Raw genomic sequence first — 22,562 nt, 5'->3', positions numbered from 1 at the left:
TTCGAGCGGTGGAGGTGCGGATCAGCCCTTGACGGATCCCTGGGTGAGCCCGCCCACGATGTACTTCTGCAGCGAGAAGAACAGCGCGAGCACGGGCACGGCGGCGACCACGACGCCGGCGGCGAAGAGCCCCCAACGTGAGGTCAGCTGGTTCGAGACCCACTGGTACATGCCGACGGCGAGGGTCCAGTTGTCCTCGGACGTGAGGATGATCTTCGACAGGATGAAGTCGCCGAACGCCGCGAGGAACGCGAGCAGGGCGACGACCGCGAGGATCGGCACGACCAGCGGCATGATGAGCCGCCAGAAGATCTGCGCGTGGCTGGCCCCGTCGATCTTCGCCGACTCGTCGATCTCGACCGGGATCGTGTTGAAGAACCCGTACATCAGGAAGGTGTTCGCGCCGAGCGCGCCACCGAGGTACACGCAGATCAGAGCGATCTTCGAGTTGATGCCCAGCGCCGGCACGACGTCGCCGATCGTCTGCAGCATCAGGAAGATCGCGATGAACGCGAGCGCCTGCGGGAACATCTGCAGCACGAGCAGGGTGGTGAGGCTGGCGCGTCGTCCGCTGAACCGGAACCGGGAGAACGCGTACGCGCCGCAGGCGCCCATGAGCACCGAGCCGACTGCGGTGACGCCGCCGATCAGCAGGGTGTTGCCGAACCAGACCCAGTAGCGGGATTCACCCAGAGCGATGTAGTTCGCCGGGTCGAACGCGCTGAACAGCGCACTGGATGCCGCAAGGCTGCCGTTCGGGTTGAGCGAGGCCGAGAGGACGTAGACGAGCGGGAACGCGGCGAAGAACAGCACGCCGGCGGCGAGGATGTACTTCCAGCCGACCTCGCCCCACCATCGACGCCGACGTGCACCCGCGCGCGCGGCCTCGGCATCCTTCGATGAACCGGTCACGATGACTCTGGTCTCACTCATCACTGGTACTCCTCGAGCTTGCGGGTCTGTCGGAAGCTCAGCGCTGAGATGAGACCGACCACGATGAAGGCGATGATCGACAGCGCACTCGCGAGGCCGTAGTCGGCCGCACCACCCGAGACGCCTGAGACGTCGTAGATGGCCGAGACGAGGATGTCGGTCGAACCCAGTGCGTAGGGCGCTCCGGCGATCGCCGGCCCGCCGTTATTGAAGGTGTAGATGACGGTGAAGTTGTTGAACGCCACCGCGAACGAGGCGATCAGCAGCGGAGCGGTCGAGACGAGCAGCAGCGGCAGCACGATGGCGCGGAAGCGCTGCAGCTTGTTGGCCCCGTCGATCTCGGCGGCCTCGAGCGTCTCACCGGGGAGCGACTGCAGGGCTCCGGTGCAGACGAGGAACCAGTAGGGGTAGCTCAGCCAGACGTTGACGAAGATCACCGCCGCACGGGTCAGCCACGGGTCGCCGAGCCAGTTGATCTGCGACCCGAAGAAGAACAGGTCGTTGATGACGCCGAACTCGGCGTTGAACATGCCGCGGAACAGCAACGCGGCCATGAACGCGGGGAACGCGTAGGGCAGGATGAACAGCGCTCGCAGGAACCGGCGACCCTTGACCCGCGGGTCATTGTAGACGATCGCGAGGCCGAGCCCCACGGCGAAGCTGAGGACGACCGAGAGGATCGCGAACGCGAAGGTCCAGACGGTCACGCTCAGCAGAGTGCCCGCGAGATTCGCGTCGGTGAAGAGCTTCAGGAAGTTGGCGAAGCCGACGTTGACCGACCAGCCCGTCGGCAGCGCCGTGCCGTCCTCGGCCACGAACGCGCCGAGTTCTGTGGCGGTGTAGACCGTGCCCGACTGCGTGTCCGTGATGGTCTGCGCCTCGGCATCCCACACCAGCGTCGGTTCGTACACCGAGCCGGTCGAGCCCTCCCGTGTGCGGATGGAGCCGTCGTTCGGGTCGTCCGACACGGGCACCCTGAGGTCCTTGATGGTCGCGCCGAGTGCCGGATCGGTCAGCACGGTCGCCCTCGGGACGACCTCCCACCCGGGCACCTCGCTGGGGGCGCCGGTCGCGCCGATCTCGGCACCGGATGCGGTGGTCAGCGGCTCGGTGGCCGAGCCGACCTGCACGTCGCCGTCGTCATCGACGATCGCGAAGCCGAGCTCTGCGCCGCGCTGCACGATCGACAGCGGATAGTCGGACGAGCCCTCGATGCGGCGCTCGCCCTGGATCAGTGCGGCCTCGACCGCCTGCTCCTGGGTGCCGACGTGACCGGTGCCGTAGTTCGTGAAGGCGATGTAGGCCGTGTAGCCGAAGATGAAGATCTGGAAGACGAGCAGGAAGATCAGCCCGGGCAGCAGGTACTTCAACGGCAGCGCCCTGCGGGTGAAGTACACCCAGTCGGCGATGATCACCAGCAGCACGACGACGCCGAGCACGATCCACGACTCGGCGCTCCAGGCCGAGATGGCCGTCATGATGCCGAAGGCGTTGACCAGCGCCATGAGCGCGAGCTTGATGAGGAAGCCCCAGCCGAGGCCGCGGAAGCGGCGGGCATGGGACTCGCGCGAGGGCTTCACCACGGGAGTGGGCGCCTCGGCGGGCGGTGCCTGGATCGTCATGTGTGCGTCCTGTCTGAGGATCGCAGGACGGGGAGGGGTTCGGGCCCCTCCCCGTCCGGCGGGGTCAGCCGGCGAGGGTCGTCTCGAGGTCGGCGACCATGGTGTTCCACGTCGACACCGGGTCGGCGCCGTTGATGATCTGCGCCTGCGCGGCGTTCCACAGGTCCCAGACGGAGCCCATCTCGGGGATCGACGGCATCGGGACGCCGGTCTGCGCCGAGGCCACGAATCCGGCCGTGATCGGGTCGGACGACACCTCTTCGGCGAGCGTGGTCCACGCCGGGATGCGCGGGTCGGCCTCGTACAGCGCGCGCTGCGCGTCTTCGGTGCCGAGGTAGTTCACGAGGAACTCCTGCGCGAGCAGCGCGTTCTTGCTCTTGCTCGAGAGGTAGAAGCCCTGCACGCCGACGAACGGCGCAGCGGTCTCGCCACCCGCAGACGGGATCGGGTTCACGGCGACGTTGACGCCCTCGAACGCGCTGATGGCCCACGGGCCCTGGATCGTGTACGGTGCCTTGCCCGACGCGAACAGCTCGTTGTTGATGTCGTAGTCGACCGTGGTCGAGATGTAGCCGGTGCCGTTCGAGCCGTTGGCTCCGAGCCACGTGGCGAACGCCTCGCCGGGCGCGCCGCCCATGCCGACCTCGCTCGTGTACGAGCCGGTGTCGTCCTGCACGAAGACGGGGGCGCCGAACGAGGTCTGCAGTCCGTACATCGTGTATCCGTCGCCGGTCTCGCCACCCGTGTTGATGACGAACGGGCGCTCGGTGCCGGCGGCGACGCCCTTGGCGATCATGTCGTCCCAGCTGGCGGGAGCCTCCGCGCCGACCAGGTCGACGTTCTGCACGAGGGCGATGGTCTCGAGCGAGTACGGCATCGCATACAGCTGACCGTCGTACGTCATGGCGTCGAGCGCGACCTGCTCGAACTCCGACGCCTTGTCGCCCAGGTCGATCGTGTCGACGACACCGGCCGCGACGAGCGCGCCGAGCCAGTCGTGGGCGCCGACCGTGATGTCGGGGCCCTCTCCGGTCGGGACCTGTGCGATGAAGTCGTTGCGGAGGTCCTCGAAGTTCTTCTGCACGAGGGTGACCTTCGCGCCGGTCTCCTCCTCGAACGCCTCTGCGGCGGCGGTGATCGCGGCTTCGCGCTCGGCGTCCGTCCAGATGACGAGTTCCGCGCCGTCGCCGGATGCGGCGTCGTCGCCGCCTTCGGGTGCGCCGGCGGAGCAGCCCGCGAGGACCACGGCCGCGGCCAGAGCGAGTGCGCCGACTCCGATGTGCTTGCGCATGCGTTTTCCTATCTGTCGTGGCCGACGATGCGCTGCGCGTCATCGCGACCGGTGAGTGGGTGGTGCTGGGTGAAGCGGGTGGTGCGGGGTGAAGCGGTTCGTGCGGTTCGTGCGGTTCGTGCGGTCAGTGGGAGGTGCGGATGACGGCGACGCCGCCCGCCGCGATGGTCAGGGCGCCCGAGACCTCGGCGCCGCTGAGGAGCTCGATGCCCGAGGCATCGAGCTCGACGTCGTCGTCACGGTGGTTCACGGCGATCCGGTAGACCGCGTCGGCGCCGTGACGCGTGATGACCTCGAGGCCGTCGGCGACACCCGACGGGGTGATGTCGGCATCCGCGTAGACCTCGTGGAGAAGGGCGCGCATGCCCGCGGCATCCAGACGGGTGCCGACGTACCAGCCGGTCCCGGCGCCATGCGCGTTGCGGGTGATCGCCGGCTCGCCCTCGCCGGGTCCGCCCGAGAAGTTCGCGACGACCTCGGCGCCTTCGAGCGCGATGTCCTCCTGCCAGACGTCGGCGACGATGCCCTCGTGGTCGACCCAGTCGAGGCCGTGGCTCTCGCCCTCGCGCAGCGGCAGGAACTCCTCGACCGTGAGGCCGAGCGCCTCGCGCAACGGCGCGACGAAGCCACCGGCGTGCACGGCGTCGTTCTCGTCGACGATCGCCGAGAAGAACGACACGAGCAGGGTGCCGCCGTCGTTGACGTAGGCGGTGAGGTTGGCGGCATCCGCCGTGCTCAGCAGGTACTGCGCCGGAGCGACGACCAGGCGGTAGCCCGAGAGGTCCTGGCCGGGCAGGGCGAAGTCGACCGTGATGCCGTCACGCCAGAGCTGCTCGTAGAAGCGGCGCACCTGGGCGGCGTGCGTGACGTCTTCGGACGGGCGCCACTCGAGGTCCTGCGCCCAGAACGATTCGAAGTCCCAGAGGATCGCGACGTCGGCCTTCACGACGCTGCCCTGCACCTCGTCGAGGCGCCCGAGTGCTGCACCCAGATCGACGACCTCGCGGAAGACCCGCGACTCGGTGCCGGCGTGCGGCAGCATCGCCGAGTGGAACTTCTCCGCACCGGAGCGCCCGGCGCGCCACTGGAAGAACAGGATGCCGTCCGCCCCGCGACCGAGGTGCGTGAGCGAGTTGCGCTTCATCTCTCCCCGGCGCTTCGCGATGTTGCGCGGCTGCCAGTTCACGGCCGAGGTCGAGTGCTCCATGAGGATCCACGGCTTGCCGCCGCCCACCGAGCGGCTGAGGTCGGCGGCGATCGCCAGGCCGATGTGAGCGTCTTCATCGGCGGCCCACAGGTAGTGGTCGTCCGAGACGATGTCGACCTCGCGGCCCCACGCCCAGAGGTCCGTGGTCCAGCTCTGGTTCGCCATGAAGTTGGTCGTGATCGGCTGGTCGGCGTGCGCGCGGATCGCGTCGCGCTCGGCGATGAAGCACGCGCGCAGCTGGTGATCGGTGAAGCGCGCGAAGTCCAGGCGCTGGGCGGGGTTCACGACGCTCGGGGCGATGGCCGGGGCGCCGACGTGCTCCCATGCCGAGTAGTGCTGGCCCCAGAAGGCGGTGCCCCACGCGCTGTTCAGTGCGTCGAGCGAGCCGTACTTCTCCTGGAGCCAGAGCCGGAAGGCGGCGACCGCGTTCGGCGAATAGTCCTCGCCGACGGGAACGCCGTACTCGTTGTGCACGTGCCACAGCACGACGGCAGGATGCTGTGCGTAACGCGCCGCGAGAGCATCCGCGATCCGCACGATCGCCTCGCGGTAGGCCGGCGACGAGTGCGAGGCCATGCCGCGCGAGCCGAAGCCCATCGTGCGGCCCTCGCGGTCGATGACGTGCGCGTCGGGGTGGCTCGCGAAGAACCAGGCGGGCGGCGAGGCCGTCGGGGTGCCGAGGTCGACCCTGATGTCGTTCTCGTGCAGGAGGTCGAGCAGCTCGTCGAGCCAGGCGAAGTCGAACTCGCCCTCGGAGACCTCGATGAGCGCCCACGAGAAGATGCCGACACTGACCAGGTTCACCCCGGCCTCGCGCATCAGGATGACGTCTTCGCGCCACGTCTCGGGCGACCACTGCTCGGGGTTGTAGTCGCCGCCGTAGGCGATTCCGCGCAGGTCGGGCCAGGCGTGGGGCGAGGTCATCGGCACTCCATCGGGTCGGTGTGGTCGTGGTGCGGGTCCCGACGTGCTGTCGCTCATTCGACTGGGACCGGTCTCAGGTTGTCACGGGGACATGACTGGGACCGGTCTCAGTTCTACCCCAGGTTCGGCGTCGACCACAACCGCTGTTACCGAACTGAGACCGGTCCCAGGTTGGACTATCGCTGGACAGGATGCTGTGGGTAGAGTCACAGGCGATGAGTGATGTCAGCGCGAAGCGCAAGCCGACGATCCGCCAGATCGCGGCGCAGGCGGGGGTGTCCCGCAGCACGGTCTCGCGAGTGATCAACGGCGGGCACTGGGTGTCCCCCGACGCCAGGCAGGCCGTGGAAGAGGCGATCCTCGCCACCGGCTACACCGCCAACCACCATGCCCGCAGCCTCGCCACCGGCCGCGCCGGATCGCTCGCCTTCCTTCTGACCGAGCCGCAGCAGCTGCTGTTCGACGATCCGACCTTCGCGCTGCTGCTGCGCGGGGCCGCCGAAGCGCTCGCCCAGCGGGCCATGACCCTCGTGCTGCTCGTCGCCGGGACCCCCGCCGAGCGCGAGAGCGTCGCCCAGTTCCTCAGCGCGGGACACGTCGACGGCGTCATGCTGATCTCGTCGCACGAGTCCGACCCGCTGCTCGATCAGCTGATCGAGGTCGGCATCCCGACTGTGTGCTGCGGCGTGCCGCTCGGGCACGAACGCGAGCTCTCGACGATCTCCGTCGACGAGATCGCCTCCGCCCGCACCATGGCCGCGCACCTCGTGACCCAGGGACACCGCCGCATCGGCATGATCGCCGGCCCCGACGACACCCCCGGTGGCCGCTATCGCCTGGTCGGATTCCGCGAAGAGCTCGGCGACCTCTACGACGAATCGCTGGTCGAGCGCGGCGACTACTCGTACGAGTCAGGACTCGCCGCCATGACGCGGATGCTCGAGCACGACGTCGACGCGGTGTTCGCGGCATCCGACCGGATGGCGGCCGGAGCCATCGCCGCCGCCCGCCGCGCAGGGCGCCGCGTGCCCGAGGACATCGCGATCGCCGGCTTCGACGACTCAGGCCTCGCCGCCACCCATGAGCCCCCCATCACGACCATGCGCCAGCCGTGGGATCAGATCAGCGCGAAGATGGTCGCCGTGCTGCTCGAGGTCATCGCGGGAGCATCCCCCCGCTCGGTCATCCTCGACACCGAGCTCGTGGTGCGCGACAGCGCGTAGGCGGCATTCGCTCCCGCTCCCGCTCGTGCTCCCGCTCGTGCTCCCGCTCGCGCTCCCGCTCGTGCGCGCGCTGCGAAGGTGATCTCCCGCAGCGAAGGGCCGAAGGCCGCGTGAGGCCCTTCGCAGCGCGAGATCTCCTTCGGTGCGTGCGACGGCTGACGACAGGACGCGTCGACGAGGTCTCGCTCGCCCCCTACGGCCGGTCGAGCACCTCGCGGAGCGTGGCAGCGAAGGCCTCGGGCTGCCCGGCATAGCCGAACTCGCGACCCATGAAGCCGCCGTGGTGACTGGGGAAGACCGTCGCCTGCTGTCCGAGCTTCTCGGCCAGGGCGAGCGCGGTGCGGCCGGTGTAGCCCTTCAGCGACTCCTCCCCGACAGCGACGACGATCCGAGTCGGGGATGCCTTCAGCGCTTCGAGATCCGGCTCGTAGAGCGGCACCGCCCACGAGAGTTCGGACAGCAGTGGATCATTCCGCGAGCCGTCGTCCTCCGTCGGCATCCCGAATGCCGCGGGGTCGGGGGCCGGCTGGGCGAGGAACTCCTCGGTGACTTCGCCCTCCCACGAGGTCATCGCGACGAACGCCGCCATTCCGGCTCCCCATCCCCTGTCCTGATACGCCCGCGTATAGGCCACCCGCGCACGATGCACAGCCTCAGCATCCGGTAGCACGCTGTCGATCGGCGGCTCGTGGGCGACCAGAGTCGCCACATCGTGCGGGTGCGCGGTGACCAGAGCGAGTGCGCTCACGGCTCCACCGCTGCTCGCGAACATGTCGACAGGGCCTGCACCGAGCGCCTCGATGATCGCGTGGACATCCTCGGCCTGGACATCGGGCTCGTTCGTGACTCCGCCGTCCTTGCGCACGCTGCGGCCCAACCCTCGTGGGTCGTAGGTCACGACGGTGCGATCGCCGAACAGCTTCACCTGCGCCTGGAAGCCGCTCGCATCCATCGGCTGGCCGATCATCATCAGCGGAGGGCGGCCATCCTTCGTCGGGAGTGGCCCATGCACGTCGTAGACGAGGTCGACGTCCGGGAGCTCGAGGGTGTGCTGCGTCATCGGGTGGCCTCCTCATCGTCGAACGATTCCACTGGGATGCTACGACGCGGCATCCGCTGGCGCCAGCGCTTCGACACTTCTTCGTGACAGCCGACCGCACCCCGTCTCAGCCGACCGCATCCCGTCTCAGCCGACCGCATCCCGTGTCAGCCGACCGCATCCCGTGAAGGAGATCTCGCTCGGCGAAGGATCGGATGCCGGATCCGCTCCTTCGTTGCGTGAGATCTCCTGCGATGCGCGAACGAGAACGTGAACGCGAACGCGAACGCGAACGAGAACGGCCCCCCGAACCGACCGGCGTCAGCCGCGCATGGCGACGCCGCGTCGCCAGTAGCCCATGAAGGCGACCTGCGAGCGGTCGATGCCGAGATCCTTGACCAGGTGGCGGCGCAGCGTCGTGACGACGCCGCTTTCGCCGGCGATCCAGAAGTAGCGCTCGGCGGGAGCATCCGCCTCCGCGATCTCCTCTCCGAGACCCGAGTAGTCGGGGGTCTCCCAGAGCAGGGCCTCCGTGTCGATGTCCTTCACGTCGATCTCGTCGGCAGCATCCGCATCTCCGAGGTACTCGAGCACGGCGGGAATCAGCCGCACACCGTGGGGCTCACCCGCATCGCGAGGCAGCCAGTGCACCTCGACCCCGGCAGGCGCGTCGATGCGCAGGACGTCGGCCGGGGACGGCACCTCGATGAAGGCGCAGCCTCGAAGGTCGCTGGGGGCGTCTTCGAGGATGCGCGCGATCGCGGGAGCCGCCGTCTCGTCACCGGCGAGGACGACCGACGTCGCGGTGCCCGGCTCGTACTCGGCGCCGCCGTGTGCGGCCGCGGCGACGCCTCGACGTGGTCCGACGATGAAGAGCTCCTTGCCGACCGCCGCCGCATCGGCCCAGCGCGACGCCGGGCCCGTGAGTCCGGGCGCCAGGTGCAGCACGAAATCGACATCGATCTCGGTGCCCGCATCCGTCGCCCGCAGGTCACGCACCGAGTAGGTGCGCATGGATCCGCGGTCCTCCTCGGGGACGGCGAGGAAGGAACCCCACCAGTCGTCGGTCTCACGATCGAGATCGGGGAGGATGCCGGATGCCGGCGGGAACACGATCTTGATCCGGGAGTCGAAGACGTCACCCGGCGTGCCGAACTCGAGAAGGTCGTCGCCGCCGAACGTGATCCGCACGAAGTTCGGCGACACCCGTTCGACCCCGCGCACCTCGGCGCGAGCGAGCACGTAGGTGGGGCGTTCGGTCGTGGTCTCAGCGGACATGATGCCTTCCGATCGGGGTGACCATCGGCTTCCCGGAGACCGGGTCGATGGTGATCTGGTTCGCGAGGTCGAAGACCTCTTCGACGAGCTGGGCGGTCACGACATCCTGCGGAGCGCCGGTGGCGTGCACCCTGCCCTCCTTCATCGCGACGAGCTCGTCGGAATACCTCGCGGCGAGGTTGAGGTCATGCAGCACCATCACGATCGTGGTGCCGCGCGAGACGCTGAGGTCGGTGAGCAGATCGAGGACCTCGACCTGGTGAGCGACGTCGAGGAACGTGGTCGGCTCGTCGAGCAGCAGGATGTCGGTCTCCTGCGCGAGCGCCATGGCGATCCACACGCGCTGACGCTGGCCGCCCGAGAGCTCGTCGACGCTGCGGTCGGCGAGTTCCGTGGTGCCGGTGGCGGCCAGAGCATCCGCGACGACCTCGTAGTCGTGGGCGCTCCAGCGAGCCAGCATCTTCTGATGCGGATGCCGACCGCGGCCGACGAGATCCGCGACGGCGATGCCCTCGGGAGCGACGGGCGACTGCGGCAGCAGGCCGAGGATGCGCGCGACCTCCTTGGTGGGGCGCGCGTGCACCGACTTGCCGTCGAGCACGACCTGACCCGCCGTCGGCGAGAGCAGACGCGCGAGCGAACGCAGCAGGGTCGACTTGCCGCATCCGTTCGCGCCGACGATCGTGGTGATCTTGCCCGGCGCGATCGCGAGGTCGAGGCCGTCGATGATCGTCCGGTCGCCGTAGGCGAGAGTGACGGACTCCGCCGTCAGAGTGTGCGCCTCGGTCACAGGGAGCCTCCCGAGCGGTTCGTGCGGATGAGCAGGTAGATGAGGTACGGAGCGCCGAGCACGCCGGTGATCACGCCGACCGGGTAGCGCTCGCCGAACGCGAACTGCCCGATCAGGTCGCCTCCGAGCACGAGCACAGCGCCGATGAATGCGCTGGGGACGAGCAGGTTCGCTCCCGGCCCCGTGATGCGGGCCGCGATCGGACCCGCCATGAACGCCACGAACGCGATGGGGCCGGTCGCGGCGGTGGCGAACGCCAGCAGTGCGACTGCGCCGAGGATGAAGAGCAGACGAGTCGTGTTGACCCGCACCCCGAGACCGGATGCCGAATCGTCGCCGAGCTGCATCGCCCCGAGCGCCCTGCCCTGCAGGAGCAGCAGCGGCACGATGATGACGGCGGCGATCGCGAGCGGCATCACGCGTTCCCACGAGGCGTTGTTCAGGCTTCCGGTGAGCCACTGCATCGCGGTCTGGATGTCCCAGTTCGCCGCCCTCGACAGCATGTACGAGATGATGCTCTGCAGCATCGCCGCGACACCGATGCCGATCAGGATCAGTCGAGTGCCCGCGAAGCCGTTCTTGATCGACAGCAGGTAGATGACTCCTGCCGTGACGATCGCACCGCCGAGCGCGAGCAGCGAGACGATCGGCCCGTTGAGCGACAGCACGATGATGCCGAACACCGCTGCGGCGCCGGCGCCGTTCGAGATGCCGATGATGTCGGGCGAGGCGAGCGGGTTGCGCAGCAGCGTCTGGAACGAGACGCCGGCGATGCCGAACGCGAAACCCGCGAGGATCGCGAGCACCGCGCGGGGCAGGCGCAGCTCGCCGACGGTGAACGACGCCCCCGGCACGGTCTCGCCGAGGATCACGCGGATCACCTCGTCGAGCGGATAGAACGTGTTGCCGATCATGAGCGCCACGGCGAACAGCACGAGCAGCAGCGCACCGAGCACGATCGTGGCCGTGGCGTGGCGGCGGTGGCGTGAACGGCGGCCCGCGACGAGCGCGGCGACCTCGTCGCGGGTGCGGTCGGATGCTGCGGGGGTCTGGGCGGCAGCCCGGTCGATGGTGCTCACAGTTCACGCACCTTCTGACGACGGACGATCCAGATGAAGAACGGGGCGCCGATGATGGCGGTGATGATGCCGACCTGGATCTCCTCCGAGGTCGGCGCGATGACACGGCCGACGATGTCACTCGCGAGCAGCAGGGCGGCGCCGGCCATGGCCGAGAACGGCAGCAGCCAGCGGTGGTCGGTGCCGATCAGCATCCGGCAGACATGCGGGATCACGAGACCGACGAATCCGATGGGCCCGGCGATCGCGGTGGCTGCTCCGGCGAGGATCACGGCGCCGACCGCCGACATGAGGCGCGTGCGGAAGACGTGCTCGCCGAGTCCCTTCGCCATGTCGTCGCCGAGGGCGAGGGAGTTCATGCCCCGGGCGCTGGCGAAGCAGATCAGTGCGCCGAGCGCGAGCACCGGGGCGGTGATCGCGATGCGCGGCCACTCGGCACCGCCCACTCCGCCGATCTGCCACGACTGGAACGCCTGCAGCAGGTCGACGCGCGGCAGCATGACGGCGCTGATGAGCGAGGCGAAGGCGGCCGAGGTGGCGGCACCGGCGAGAGCGAGCTTGAGGGGCGTGGCACCGCCGCGTCCGAGCGAGCCGACGGTGTAGACGAACGCCGCGGCCAGGGCGGCGCCGATGATCGCGAGTGCCATCTGGCTGTAGGCGTCGGTGAGACCGAGGAAGGCGAGGCCGAACACGACGGCGAGCGAAGCCCCGTTCGAGACGCCGAGGATGCCGGGGTCGGCGATCGGGTTGCGGGTGACCGCCTGCATCGTCGCGCCGGAGAGCGCGAGCGCTGCACCGACGAGGATCGCGAGCACCGTGCGCGGAAGGCGCTTGATGATCGCCGCCTGGGCGAGGGTGTCATCCTGCCCCGCGAGGGCGGCGAAGATGTCGTCGATGCTCACGGAGCGCACGCCGAAGCAGATCGACAGGATGCAGAGCACGAACAGCACTCCCAGGCCGACGAGCAGCCAGAGCGTGCGCGCCCATGCCGGGCGTCGCAGATCTGCGACGCCCGGCAGGGGAACGGTGACAGCGGTCACGGGAATTCAGTGTGCGAAGGTGACGCCGACGGTCACTTCGCGGCGAGCGGTGCTGCCAGCAGGCCGAGGTAGTCGGACAGGCCCCACTGGATCGACAGCGGCGACGGGTTCGCCGAGGCCGCGATCGGGGTGGAGTCGGGCAGGATCACGATGTTGCCGGCGGCGATCGCGGGGATCTTCGACAGCAGCGGGTCGGCCTGCATGGTGGCGATGAGCGAGTCGTCGCCGTAGGTCACGAAGACATCGACGTCGTCGAAGGTGTCAGCCTCTTCGGAGCTCACAGAGAGGTAGAACTCCTTGCTGTCTGCGTTCTCCTCGACGATCGACGGAAGCGGAAGACCCAGGTCGTCGTGCAGGTAGCCGGGGCGCGTGTCGATCGCGGTGTAGTAGCCGACCTGGCTCAGGTCGCTCGGGTCGACGTAAGCGAACAGCACCTTCTTGTCCTTGAGGACGCTGTTCTCCTCGAGGGCGGCCTCGGCGTCGGCGTGCAGCTCTTCGATGAGGGCGTCGCCCTCCTCCTCGAGGCCGAGCGCCTTCGAGTTCATCTCGATCATGTCGTCGACCGGGGTGCCCCAGGCGACCTCGGGGTAGGCGACGACCGGAGCGATCTTCGAGAGCTGGTCGTACTCCTCCTGCGTCAGACCCGAGTACGCCGCGAGGATGACGTCGGGCTGCGTGTCGGCGACGGCCTCGTAGTCGATGCCGTCGGACTCGTCGAACAGCACGGGCTCTTCGCCGCCGAGCTCGTCGAGCTTGTCCTCGACCCAGGGCAGGATGCCGTTGTCGTCGTCGTCGCCCCACGTGGCCTTGCTCATGCCGACCGGGACGATGCCGAGAGCGAGGGGAACCTCGTGGTTCGCCCAGGCGATCGTCGCGACGCGCTCGGGCTTCTCCTCGATCGTGGTCTCGCCGAACACGTGCTCGATCGTGACGGGGAAGGCACCGTCATCGGCGGGGTTGCCGCCGGCGGAGTCGGAGTTCGAGTCGGTCGATGACGTCGCGCAGGCCGTGAGGCCGACGGCCAGAGCCGCGGCGACACCGGCGGCGATGAGACGAGAGGTGCGCACAGGCGTTCCCTTCGGGTTGGGATGAGGGGGTGCGGCGCGGAGGGGCGCCAAGGCTTTGGTAAGCCTGGCCTAATCTAACAGAAAGTTAGGCAAGCCTCATCTTGGGTCCCTAGCCCGGGCGGCATCCTCGCCTCTCGTGCGGGGTCGACATCGCACCGCATCCGCCCGATGTGGAGGGGCACGGGCATGGGCACGGGCACGGGCACGGGCACGGGCAGAAAACACCCGGACATGCAGAAAGCCGGCCGGATCCGTGAGGATCCGACCGGCTTCAGGAAGCCTATGCGCGCTCAGAGAGCGCGGATGTTCGCAGCCTGCATGCCCTTGGGGCCACGCTCAGCGTCGAATTCGACCTTCTGGTTCTCACGAAGCTCCTTGAAACCGGAGCCGGTGATTGCCGAGTAGTGGGCGAAGAGGTCGTCCGTGCCGTCATCGGGAGCGATGAAGCCGAAGCCCTTTTCCGCGTTGAACCATTTCACAGTGCCAGTGGCCATGTGTTTTCTACTTTCTGTTTTCAAACGGCCGCTTGCGCGGCCCGCGCCGTGACGGAACGTCCGACATACGCGCCTGCTCAACGTACCACGGCAGGCTGACCGGTGTCCCGGAAGTTCGGATTCTTCTGAAGAACAGCCGCCTCGGTGCGGGTGCTCACCCCGAGTTTGCGCAGCACGGCCGACACGTGGACGCTCACCGTCTTGACGCTGATGAAGAGCCGCTCCCCGATCTGGCGGTTGCTCAGACCCTCGGCGATCAGCTCGAGCACCTGCCGCTCGCGGGCGGTGAGCGGGTCGGCATCCGGTTCGACGCCGGCGGTGCCGGATGCCGCAGTGCCGGATGCGGTGCCGGATGCTGCGGCGAGGCCAGCCGCCGCTTGGAAACCACCGACGATCCGCCCCAGGGGAACGTGGCCGAGGCGCTCCGCCTGGCGCATCGCGGCCGAGAGCACGGCGCTCGCCTCCCCTCGGTCTCCTGCGTCGACGAGTGCGCGAGCGAGAGCGAGACGCGTGGTCACCGCGAACGTCACGGGCACATCGCGGTCGTCTGCGTGCTCGACCGCCTGGCGCAGGGCTGCGACGGACGGGAAGAGGAATGCCTCGAGGATCGTCTCCCATCTGTCGCCTCGCAACTGCGGAGGTTGGGCGCGCCACGCGTCGCGCACGTCTGCGACCGCCGCCTCGACCTCGACGCCGGATGCCCGCAGCTCGGCGATGAACCATGCCGCCTCGAGCAGCAGTCGACGCTGATGCAGGGACACCGGCCCCTGATCGGCGAGCATCGCCCTGACCTCACCGAGAGCACCCGCGAGGTCGCCCCGCCCCTCGGCGACGGCCACGCGCATCATGACCTCGTCGTACCAGATCTGACGTTCGACCCGACCGGTCTCCTCGAATGCGGGGTGCCACTCGCGAAGGATCTCGGCCGCCTCCTCGTGTCTGCCTCGCCAGGAGAGCACCCGCACGCGCGTCATCGTGGAGTACATGTGCGAGATGCGCAGGGTCCGCTGAGCGAGCTCGCGCGCCAGCATCCCCTCGACCCGTTCGATCTCGCCCATCTCGAGCAGTGGCACGGCCATGTTCTGCGTCATCAGCGCGCCCGTGGTGCGCTCGACGCCGAAAGCGCGCGCGGGCGCGAGCCCCTCTTCAGCGACCCTGACGGCATCGCGATAGCGCCCCAGCAGGCCGAGCAGATCCGAGTAGTTGACCCGGTATCTCATCTCGGCGTTCGTGCCTTTGGCGAGCTGCAGGGCGAGCGCGTACTCGCGGTGCCCCGCGTCGAGGTCGCCGAGGTGCGCGCGGGCTCCGCCCCGGACGTTCGCGGCGATCGATGCCTCGTCGTCCGACCCGGCGCGCGCGGCCCGCTCGCCCGCCTCCGCGGCCAACGCGATCGCCTCGTCGAGTCGCCCCGAGATCATGTAGCGACTGGCGAGCTGGTTCAGCACCGAGGCGCGCAGCCGGTCGTCGTCGACGCCCGCCTCGAGGATCTCGAGCGCCTGCTGCAGCAGCGGGACCGCGCCGGCGCGGCCGAGGTTCATCGTGTAGTACGCCTTGTCGCGCAGCAGCCGGGCGTGCATGCGGGGGTCGACCGTCCTCGGATCGACCTCGGCGAGCGCGAGGTCGACCACGGCGAGCGCCCGTTCTCCGTCTCCCGCGTTGCGCAGCACGGAACCGAGAGTGCGCAGCACCTCGAGGCGCGCCACACCCACGACGGCCTCGGCATCCGGCACCTGGATCCACAGGTCGAGGGCGAGCTCGCCGAAGCGGGCAGCGCTCGCGAAGGCGAACCGCGACTTGGCGTCGGCCATCGCGGTGACGGCCGCGGCGAGCGCTCGCCGGTCGTCTTGCGCGAGCTGCCAGTGATAGGCGAGCGCGGCGGAGTCGGCGGTTTCGGCCCCTGAGCAGTTCTCCTCGAGCGCCTCGGCATACGCCCGGTGCAGCCGCGCTCTCTCGCCCGGGAGCAGATCGTCGTGCACGGCTTCGCGCAGCAGCGCATGCCGGAACCGGTAGTCGTCGTCGACCACGACGAGGATGCCGCTGAGCGTCGCCTCGCGGATCGCCTCGTCGAGGCGGGCTTCGGGCAGACCCGCGAGGCGGGTGACGAGCGGGTGGGTCAGCGGACGCTCGGCTCCCGAGACGACCTGCACCACCCGCCGGGCGTCATCGCTGAGACGGTCGAATCGGGCGAGCAGCAGGTCGCGCAGACTGCCGGGCAGGGGACCGGTCGAGCACCCGGCGAGCTCTTCGACGAAGAAGGGCACGCCCTCGGCTCGATCGTGGATGCGATCGAGCGCCGCGTCTGTCACGGGCTGCCCGGTGAGCGATTCGACGAGCGCACGGACAGCCGAGGTGTCGAGCCGATCGATCGCGACCCTCTCGAGCAGACGCGCGCGGGTGGACTCGCCGATGAAGCGGCTCACGGCATCGCCGCGTCGCACGTCGTCGGAGCGGCAGGTCAGGATCAGGAGGATGCGGCCGTGCCCGAGGGTGCGCAGCAGGAAGGAGAGCAGCGCCAGGGTCGACTCGTCAGCCCAGTGCAGGTCTTCGACGACGAGCACCTGCGGCGCGTGTTCGGCGGCCGCCTCGATGAGCGCCGCGATCGCATCGCGCAGGCGGTCAGGGCTGGTCTGCGATCGCTCGGTGGGGTTGAGCTCGGGCAGCAGCATGCCCAGCGCCTCGACGCCGACGCCGATCTCCTCCCGCACCCGGTCGGCGCCTATGCTCGCGACGATCGACCGGAGGATGCCGGCGAGCGGCCCGAAGGGCGTGCGCGACGCCCCGAGATCGAGGCACCAGCCGACATGCACGCCTGCGCGGTTCGCCACCTCGGTGCTGAACTCGCGCAGCAGTCGCGACTTGCCGATGCCCGCCTCGCCCTCGATGAGCGCGGCCACCGGGACCCCGTCGACCGCTCGCCGGAACAGCTCGCGGATGGTCGCGAGCTCGGTCTCTCGGCCGACCATCGCGGCGCTGGGAGCGGACGGGGGCATGAATTCATCGTGCCACTCCCCTCCGACATCCGGCGTCGCGCTGCCGTCTGCCCGCAGCGGAGCGACGATCACCGGGCGGGTGCCGGTTCGCGGCCCGCGGATGCGCGGCGCTCGGGCTGCCGTGCAGCATCCGTCGCCGCGTCGCGCGATGCGTCGGTCGTGTGCAGCAGCCGGCCGGCCAGACGCCGGATCGGGCCGGGCTGCCTGCGGACCAGCTGATCGCTGCGCTCCTCGATGACGCGACGGCGTTCTGCCGCGCGAGCGAGCTGCTCCTGGTCGAACTCGGTCGATCTGTAGGCGAGATACGGGTGCTCGAACATGACATCTCCTCGGTGTGCGATGTCCTCAGAATCCGCTCTGAGTCGCCCCGACGACATCGGGAGGATGCCCTATCTTCCGTTCGTGAGTTCCCTAGTCGACGCCGGGCGTGCCGTCGTCCGGGCAGCGAAAGAGGTCCGAGCGGTGATGGGGGCACCACCGCTCGGACCTCAGCTCAGGGGTCGATCAGGCGTCGACGTCGCCGCGCCACGCACCGGTCTCGGTGCCGCGCTTCTCCATGAACTCCTTGAAGTTCTGGAGATCCTTATTCACCGCGTGCGAGCCCGCGCCCACGAGCGAGCCGACCTTCTCGAGAAGCCCCTCGGGCTCCCAGTCGATCTGCACGGTCACGCGGGTCGTGAGGTCTTCGAGCTTGTGGAACGTCACGACGCCCGCATGCTCGGTCTCACCGCCGATGCTGTTCCACGCGACTCGCTCGTCGGGGTGCTGCTCGGTGATCTCCGCGTCGAACTCGCGCGTCGCGCCGCCCACGTTCACCTTCCAGCGGGTGTGCGTGTCGTCCAGCTGGACGATCGACTCCACCTCGTCGAGGAACTGCGGGAAGCTCTCGAACTGCGTCCACTGGTTGTACGCCACGTCGATGGGAACGTGTACGTCGATGGTCTCGATGATCTGCACCATGTGATGATCCTCACTGTTCGTCGGTCGTGTCATCCCATTCAGCGGCGTTCGACGACTCTTGGCGACGGGGTTGACATCTCCCCTGACGGCACTCGCTAGCCGAGTAGCGTTGCAGGCATGCGCATCCACGCCGCGATCCGCGCCTCGAAGCGCTCACCCCTGCTGCAGGTGGTGAAGTCCGCCGCGGCGACGATCGCCGCATGGATGCTCGCGGGATGGGTGGTTCCGGGACAGCTCCCCGTCTTCGCCGCGATCGCCGCTCTGCTCGTCGTGCAGCCCAGCGTCAACCAGTCGCTGTCGAAGGCGCTCGAACGCAGCATCGGCGTGATCGTCGGCGTGGTGATCGCGGTCGCCCTGGGCCTTCTCCTGGGGTCACCGAGCTGGATCGTGCTGCTCGCCATCGTGGTGGCCATGCTCATCGCGTGGGCCTTCCGGGCGACGCCCGGCACCGGCAACCAGGTGGCCATCTCGGCGATGCTCGTGCTCGCGCTGGGCTCGACTCCCGACTATGCGATCGCGCGCATCTTCGAGACCCTGATCGGCGTGGTCATCGGCATCGTCGTGAACGCCCTGATCGTGCCGCCCGTGCTGGTCGCCCCGGCCCGACGCGATCTCGGGCTGCTGGGCAGCGAGCTCGCCTCGAGCCTCGACCGACTCGCCGATGCGCTGCCCGAACCCCAGACTCCCGCCAGGCTGCATCAGCTCATGCTCGAAGCCAGACTGCTGCGCCCGATGAAGGACGCGGCAGAGGCATCCATCGCTGCGGGTGAGGAATCCCTCACTCTGAACCCGCGCCGGTCGACGCACCGTGAAGAGCTCGTCGAGATGCGCGCACTGCTCGAACGGCTGACGCCCATCGTGACGCAGACCATCGGGATGACGCGCGCCTACTTCGACCACTACGACGACTCCATCGGCGAGGAGCCGGCCGTCACGGCCATCGCGGAGCAGCTGCGGCGTGCAGGACACGATGTGCGACTGGCTGTGCAGATCGCCGATGTGTCCCCGGAGCCCGAGGTCCTGACCTCGGCGATCCCGGCACTGACCGCGCCTCTCGTCATCCGGCCGCCCTCGTCGACGCACTGGATCCTCATCGGGTCGCTGATGGAGGACCTCAGGCGCATCCGCGCGGAGCTCGTCGACGAGGAATGACAGGGCGACGCGGCGGCGCCGGTCAGTCCTGCTCGGGGTCGTCGGCGAGCACGTCGCCGTCGTCGTCGTCGCTCTCGTCGCCCGAGCCGGAGGGGACGACCGTCGGCGGCTCTCCCTTGTTGTCCTCGGCGCCGAGGTTGTCGTTCTCCTCGGGGCCGGGCGACGGCTCCGTGCTGATGTCGTTGCGGTCGGTGCTGATGTCGTCGCTGTCGCGAGTCATGGCATTTTCCCTTCGTCGGAGTTCGATCTCCTGCGAGGTTAGGGCCGCATGCCCGCAGAAAGCCCGGGCCTTGACAAGCGCTCCGGGCCTACCCTGGTGACATGTCCGACATGACCGTTCCCGAGGCTCTGGCCGAGCTCGCCGCCCTCGAGGATCCGAAGATGCGCGCCGCGAACGAGAAGCGCGGCGACGACCACGGCATCAATCTCAGCCGCATGCGCACCCTCGCGAAGCGCATCAAGACAGACCAGCCCCTGGCGAAAGAGCTGTGGGCGACCGGCGACACCGCCGCCCGGCTGCTGGCGCTGCTGATCTGCACGCCGCGCGCGTTCACCGCCGACGAGCTCGACGCGATGCTGCGACAGACTCAGGCCCCCAAGGTCAACGACTGGTTCGTGAACTACGTCGCGAAGAAGACCCCCCTCGCGGAAGAGCTGCGGCTGCGCTGGTTCGACGACTCCGACCCGACCGTCGCCGCGGCCGCATGGTCGCTCACGACGGTGCGCGTCGCGAAAGATGCCGAGGGCCTCGACCTCGATCACCTGCTCGATCTGATCGAGCGCGATCTGCAGAACGCGCCCTCGCGGTTGCAGTGGGCGATGAACGAGACGCTCGCCAACATCGGCATCTTCCACCCGGCGCTGCGGTCCAGGGCGCTCGAGATCGGTGAGCGCCTGCAGGTGCTCGCCGACTACCCCACCGCGCCCGGCTGCACCTCGCCGTTCGCGCCGATCTGGATCGGCGAGATCGTGCGGCGGCGCGAGGGCTGAGACCCGACGCGAGGGCTGATCCCCGCATCCGGCGACTCAGCCCTGCGTCCCGCGACCCAGCCCTGCGTCCGTCAGCGAGCGCTGCCGACTGCGGCCCGCGGTGCCGTCAGCATCGCTTCGGCGTCGGTGAACTCCTTCTCGATGTCGTCGTTGCGCGTGTAGGTGACGAGGCTCACCACGACGGCCGCGACGAACGCGAACACGAACGCGGGGAGCAGCTCGTACAGGTCGGTGTCGAGGGCCTTCCAGACGAACACCGTGACCGCTCCGACGAACATGCCCGCGAGAGCACCCCAGTTCGTGAGCTTGCGCCAGAACAGGCTGAGCAGGATGATCGGGCCGAACGCGGCACCGAATCCTGCCCAGGCGAACGACACGAGCCCGAGGATCGAGTCGTTCGGCGTGATCGCGAGGATGATCGCGATGATCGCGACGACGAGCACCGCCAGGCGGCCCAGCAGCACCAGCCGCTTGTCGGACGGCGGGGTCTTGCGCACCACCTTGTAGAGGTCCTCGACCAGCGCAGACGAGCACACGACCAGCTGGCTCGACACGGTGCTCATGATCGCCGCGAGCACGGCCGCCAGCACGAGTCCGGCGACGAACGGATGCAGCAGCGTCTGCGACATCAGCAGCACCACGGTCTCGGGGTTGTCGAGGGTGATGCCCTGCTGCGCCATGTAGGCGATGCCGACGAGGCCCGAGATGATCGCGCCGAACATCGAGACGACCATCCACGAGATGCCGATGCGACGCGCGCTCTTCGCCTCCTGCGGCGAGCGCAGCGCCATGAAGCGCACGATGATGTGCGGCTGCCCGAAGTACCCGAGGCCCCACGCCAGGGCCGAGGCGATGGCGAGGAAGGTGCCGCCGGTGACGGCCCCTCCGCCGAGCAGCGACAGGAATCCCTCTCCGGCGTTCTCGGTGATGAGCGTCGACGTCTCCTCGAGTCCGCCGATCGCGATGACGGCGGCGACCGGCACGACGATCAGCGCGATCACCATCATCAGCCCCTGCACGACGTCGGTGAGGGAGGCCCCGAGGAATCCGCCGAAGAGCGTGTACAGCAGCGTGATGCCGCCGACCAGCAGCATCCCGAACAGGTAGTCACCGTTGAACGAGCTCTCGAAGAAGACGCCGGCGGCGACCATGCCCGACGAGATGTACAGCGTGAAGAACACCAGGATGATGAGCCCCGAGACGATGCGCAGCGACCGGCTGGTGTCGCGGAGCCGGTTCTCGAAGAAGCTCGGGATCGTGATCGAGTTGCGCGACACCTCGGTGTAGGCGCGAAGCCGTGGGGCCACCAGCAGCCAGTTGAGGTAGGCGCCGATCGTCAGCCCGATCGCGATCCAGGCCTCGATCAGTCCAGCGGCGTAGATCGCGCCGGGAAGGCCCATCACGAGCCAGCCCGACATGTCGGCCGCACCGGCGCTGATCGCGGCGACCCACGACGGCAGGTTGCGTCCGCCGAGCATGTAGTCCTCGTGGTCGGAGGTGCGCTTGTAGGCGAAGTATCCGATGAGCAGCATGCCGGCGAAGTACAGCCCGAGTGCCCCGTACAAGAAGATCTGATCGGACATCGTCGTCCCTTTTCCGCGGTGCCGATCACCGCTCGGTACCGATGATCTCAAGGCGGACGCTGTGGTCCGGGCGCGCCACGCAGAGACCGCTGGTTACGCTGAAGCCATGAGCACGCACATCGCCGCACAGCCCGGTCAGATCGCCCCCGTCGTCCTGTTCCCCGGCGATCCGCTGCGGGCGAAGTGGATCGCCGAGACCTTCCTCGACGACGCCGAGCTGTACTCCGAGACCCGAGGGATGCTGGGCTTCACCGGCACCTGGGAGGGCCACCGCGTCTCGGTGCAGGGTTCGGGCATGGGTCAGCCGTCGATGGCCATCTATGCGACCGAGCTGTTCGAGGAGTACGACGTGCAGACGATCGTTCGCGTCGGATCGTGCGGGGCGCTGACCGAGAAGCTGCAGGTGCGGGACATCATCATCGCGAACGGCGCCTGCACCGATTCGGGCATCAACAGGGTGCGCTTCCACGGACTCGACTACGCACCTGTCGCGGACTTCGGACTGCTGCGCGCGGCGGTCGAGGCGAGCGAGGCCGAGCCCCTGGACTCGGCCGTCCACGTCGGTCTGCTGTTCTCGAGCGACCAGTTCTACAGCACCCGGCCCGAGCTGACCGAGCCGTTCGTGCAGCACGGCGCCCTCGGAGTGGAGATGGAGGCCGCGGGGCTGTACACCCTCGCCGCGTACCACGGGCGTCGCGCTCTGGCCATCTGCACGGTGTCGGATCACATCGTCACCGGCGAGCAGACCACCGCTCAGGAGCGCGAGCAGACCTTCGGCGACATGATCCGCATCGCGCTGCGCGCCGCGACGTCCGTCTGAGTCGTTGCGGGCCGGCCGGCGCGCTCGCTTGCAGGCTCGCTCGCTCGCTCGCAGCGAAGGAGATCTCACGCTGCGAAGGA

General features: G+C 68.8%; 20 protein-coding genes. 4 read left to right on the top strand and 16 right to left on the bottom strand.

Going from position 1 to position 22,562, the window contains the following annotated elements; all coding sequences use genetic code 11:
- Window positions 1-21 precede the first annotated feature (21 nt).
- From QRN21_RS09180 to QRN21_RS09165, 4 genes are all read right to left on the bottom strand, one after another.
- Window positions 22-933 carry a sugar ABC transporter permease gene (locus tag QRN21_RS09180; RefSeq protein ID WP_053098533.1) on the bottom strand — a complete coding sequence of 304 codons (912 nt, stop codon included), beginning with the start codon at window positions 931-933 and terminating at the stop codon, window positions 22-24.
- On the bottom strand, window positions 933-2,555 hold the full coding sequence (locus tag QRN21_RS09175) for an ABC transporter permease subunit (protein WP_072590577.1): 1,623 nt from the start codon (window positions 2,553-2,555) through the stop codon (window positions 933-935). Before QRN21_RS09175 ends, QRN21_RS09180 begins: the two co-directional genes overlap by 1 nt.
- Window positions 2,556-2,619: 64 nt before the next feature.
- Window positions 2,620-3,846 (bottom strand): sugar ABC transporter substrate-binding protein, encoded by a 1,227-nt coding sequence (locus QRN21_RS09170; RefSeq protein WP_056276340.1) that lies wholly within the window; start codon window positions 3,844-3,846, stop codon window positions 2,620-2,622.
- Window positions 3,847-3,970: 124 nt separating this feature from the next.
- Window positions 3,971-5,977: a beta-galactosidase gene (locus QRN21_RS09165; RefSeq protein ID WP_285363761.1), complete on the bottom strand. Its 2,007-nt coding sequence runs from the start codon at window positions 5,975-5,977 to the stop codon at window positions 3,971-3,973.
- Window positions 5,978-6,192: 215 nt separating this feature from the next.
- Here QRN21_RS09165 and QRN21_RS09160 point away from each other — a divergent pair, with 215 nt between their 5' ends.
- Window positions 6,193-7,200: a LacI family DNA-binding transcriptional regulator gene (locus QRN21_RS09160; protein ID WP_285363760.1), complete on the top strand. Its 1,008-nt coding sequence runs from the start codon at window positions 6,193-6,195 to the stop codon at window positions 7,198-7,200.
- A gap of 193 nt (window positions 7,201-7,393) precedes the next feature.
- Here the strand turns inward: QRN21_RS09160 and QRN21_RS09155 are convergent, their stop codons facing one another.
- From QRN21_RS09155 to QRN21_RS09110, 10 genes are all read right to left on the bottom strand, one after another.
- Window positions 7,394-8,260 (bottom strand): alpha/beta fold hydrolase, encoded by an 867-nt coding sequence (locus QRN21_RS09155; protein ID WP_285363759.1) that lies wholly within the window; start codon window positions 8,258-8,260, stop codon window positions 7,394-7,396.
- Window positions 8,261-8,560: 300 nt separating this feature from the next.
- A complete protein-coding gene (locus tag QRN21_RS09150) occupies window positions 8,561-9,517 on the bottom strand; it encodes a siderophore-interacting protein (protein WP_285363758.1) in 957 nt (318 codons plus the stop codon).
- The gene (locus QRN21_RS09145) at window positions 9,507-10,307 is read right to left on the bottom strand and encodes an ABC transporter ATP-binding protein (RefSeq protein ID WP_053098527.1); all 801 of its coding nucleotides are present in this window, start codon (window positions 10,305-10,307) and stop codon (window positions 9,507-9,509) included. Before QRN21_RS09145 ends, QRN21_RS09150 begins: the two co-directional genes overlap by 11 nt.
- The gene (locus tag QRN21_RS09140; RefSeq protein ID WP_187248976.1) at window positions 10,304-11,386 is read right to left on the bottom strand and encodes a FecCD family ABC transporter permease; all 1,083 of its coding nucleotides are present in this window, start codon (window positions 11,384-11,386) and stop codon (window positions 10,304-10,306) included. Before QRN21_RS09140 ends, QRN21_RS09145 begins: the two co-directional genes overlap by 4 nt.
- Complete coding sequence (locus QRN21_RS09135; RefSeq protein ID WP_072590572.1) at window positions 11,383-12,426, bottom strand: FecCD family ABC transporter permease; 1,044 nt, start codon at window positions 12,424-12,426, stop codon at window positions 11,383-11,385. The genes QRN21_RS09140 and QRN21_RS09135 overlap by 4 nt, the downstream gene beginning before the upstream one ends.
- Before the next feature lie 32 nt (window positions 12,427-12,458).
- On the bottom strand, window positions 12,459-13,493 hold the full coding sequence (locus QRN21_RS09130) for an iron-siderophore ABC transporter substrate-binding protein (RefSeq protein ID WP_285363756.1): 1,035 nt from the start codon (window positions 13,491-13,493) through the stop codon (window positions 12,459-12,461).
- A gap of 290 nt (window positions 13,494-13,783) precedes the next feature.
- Entirely contained in the window at window positions 13,784-13,987 is a 204-nt protein-coding gene (locus tag QRN21_RS09125; RefSeq protein ID WP_042538190.1) for a cold-shock protein, read from the bottom strand.
- A 77-nt stretch (window positions 13,988-14,064) separates the two neighbouring features.
- Window positions 14,065-16,977: a helix-turn-helix transcriptional regulator gene (locus QRN21_RS09120; protein WP_285363755.1), complete on the bottom strand. Its 2,913-nt coding sequence runs from the start codon at window positions 16,975-16,977 to the stop codon at window positions 14,065-14,067.
- Between the two features lie 68 nt (window positions 16,978-17,045).
- Window positions 17,046-17,297 carry a hypothetical protein gene (locus QRN21_RS09115; RefSeq protein ID WP_056276321.1) on the bottom strand — a complete coding sequence of 84 codons (252 nt, stop codon included), beginning with the start codon at window positions 17,295-17,297 and terminating at the stop codon, window positions 17,046-17,048.
- A 184-nt stretch (window positions 17,298-17,481) separates the two neighbouring features.
- Entirely contained in the window at window positions 17,482-17,937 is a 456-nt protein-coding gene (locus QRN21_RS09110; RefSeq protein WP_285363754.1) for an SRPBCC family protein, read from the bottom strand.
- A gap of 117 nt (window positions 17,938-18,054) precedes the next feature.
- On the opposite strand from QRN21_RS09110, the gene QRN21_RS09105 reads away from it, so the two are divergent.
- Window positions 18,055-19,089, top strand: coding sequence for an FUSC family protein (locus QRN21_RS09105; RefSeq protein ID WP_285363753.1), 1,035 nt, complete (start codon window positions 18,055-18,057; stop codon window positions 19,087-19,089).
- 22 nt (window positions 19,090-19,111) lie between these two features.
- On the opposite strand, the gene QRN21_RS09100 is transcribed toward QRN21_RS09105, so the two are convergent.
- Window positions 19,112-19,309 carry a hypothetical protein gene (locus QRN21_RS09100; protein WP_053098521.1) on the bottom strand — a complete coding sequence of 66 codons (198 nt, stop codon included), beginning with the start codon at window positions 19,307-19,309 and terminating at the stop codon, window positions 19,112-19,114.
- A 101-nt stretch (window positions 19,310-19,410) separates the two neighbouring features.
- Here QRN21_RS09100 and QRN21_RS09095 point away from each other — a divergent pair, with 101 nt between their 5' ends.
- A complete protein-coding gene (locus QRN21_RS09095; protein ID WP_285363752.1) occupies window positions 19,411-20,079 on the top strand; it encodes a DNA alkylation repair protein in 669 nt (222 codons plus the stop codon).
- Between the two features lie 71 nt (window positions 20,080-20,150).
- On the opposite strand, the gene putP is transcribed toward QRN21_RS09095, so the two are convergent.
- Window positions 20,151-21,662 carry a sodium/proline symporter PutP gene (gene putP / locus QRN21_RS09090; RefSeq protein WP_187248979.1) on the bottom strand — a complete coding sequence of 504 codons (1,512 nt, stop codon included), beginning with the start codon at window positions 21,660-21,662 and terminating at the stop codon, window positions 20,151-20,153.
- Window positions 21,663-21,768: 106 nt separating this feature from the next.
- On the opposite strand from putP, the gene deoD reads away from it, so the two are divergent.
- On the top strand, window positions 21,769-22,482 hold the full coding sequence (gene deoD / locus QRN21_RS09085; RefSeq protein ID WP_053098518.1) for a purine-nucleoside phosphorylase: 714 nt from the start codon (window positions 21,769-21,771) through the stop codon (window positions 22,480-22,482).
- Window positions 22,483-22,562 lie beyond the last annotated feature (80 nt).

Source organism: Microbacterium sp. LMC-P-041 (assembly GCF_030209555.1).
GTDB lineage: Bacteria > Actinomycetota > Actinomycetes > Actinomycetales > Microbacteriaceae > Microbacterium.
The sequence above is the reverse complement of the archived record's forward strand: the minus strand, read 5'-3'. Positions and strand labels throughout refer to the sequence as shown.

Bases quoted from the DNA above. Each gene is read 5' to 3' on its own strand.
- QRN21_RS09180 (WP_053098533.1), bottom strand. From the start codon at position 933: ATGAGTGAGACCAGAGTCATCGTGACCGGTTCATCGAAGGATGCCGAG.
- QRN21_RS09175 (WP_072590577.1), bottom strand. From the start codon at position 2,555: ATGACGATCCAGGCACCGCCCGCCGAGGCGCCCACTCCCGTGGTGAAG.
- QRN21_RS09170 (WP_056276340.1), bottom strand. From the start codon at position 3,846: ATGCGCAAGCACATCGGAGTCGGCGCACTCGCTCTGGCCGCGGCCGTG.
- QRN21_RS09165 (WP_285363761.1), bottom strand. From the start codon at position 5,977: ATGACCTCGCCCCACGCCTGGCCCGACCTGCGCGGAATCGCCTACGGC.
- QRN21_RS09160 (WP_285363760.1), top strand. From the start codon at position 6,193: ATGAGTGATGTCAGCGCGAAGCGCAAGCCGACGATCCGCCAGATCGCG.
- QRN21_RS09155 (WP_285363759.1), bottom strand. From the start codon at position 8,260: ATGACGCAGCACACCCTCGAGCTCCCGGACGTCGACCTCGTCTACGAC.
- QRN21_RS09150 (WP_285363758.1), bottom strand. From the start codon at position 9,517: ATGTCCGCTGAGACCACGACCGAACGCCCCACCTACGTGCTCGCTCGC.
- QRN21_RS09125 (WP_042538190.1), bottom strand. From the start codon at position 13,987: ATGGCCACTGGCACTGTGAAATGGTTCAACGCGGAAAAGGGCTTCGGC.
- QRN21_RS09120 (WP_285363755.1), bottom strand. From the start codon at position 16,977: ATGCCCCCGTCCGCTCCCAGCGCCGCGATGGTCGGCCGAGAGACCGAG.
- QRN21_RS09115 (WP_056276321.1), bottom strand. From the start codon at position 17,297: ATGTTCGAGCACCCGTATCTCGCCTACAGATCGACCGAGTTCGACCAG.
- QRN21_RS09110 (WP_285363754.1), bottom strand. From the start codon at position 17,937: ATGGTGCAGATCATCGAGACCATCGACGTACACGTTCCCATCGACGTG.
- QRN21_RS09105 (WP_285363753.1), top strand. From the start codon at position 18,055: ATGCGCATCCACGCCGCGATCCGCGCCTCGAAGCGCTCACCCCTGCTG.
- QRN21_RS09100 (WP_053098521.1), bottom strand. From the start codon at position 19,309: ATGACTCGCGACAGCGACGACATCAGCACCGACCGCAACGACATCAGC.
- QRN21_RS09095 (WP_285363752.1), top strand. From the start codon at position 19,411: ATGTCCGACATGACCGTTCCCGAGGCTCTGGCCGAGCTCGCCGCCCTC.
- putP (WP_187248979.1), bottom strand. From the start codon at position 21,662: ATGTCCGATCAGATCTTCTTGTACGGGGCACTCGGGCTGTACTTCGCC.
- deoD (WP_053098518.1), top strand. From the start codon at position 21,769: ATGAGCACGCACATCGCCGCACAGCCCGGTCAGATCGCCCCCGTCGTC.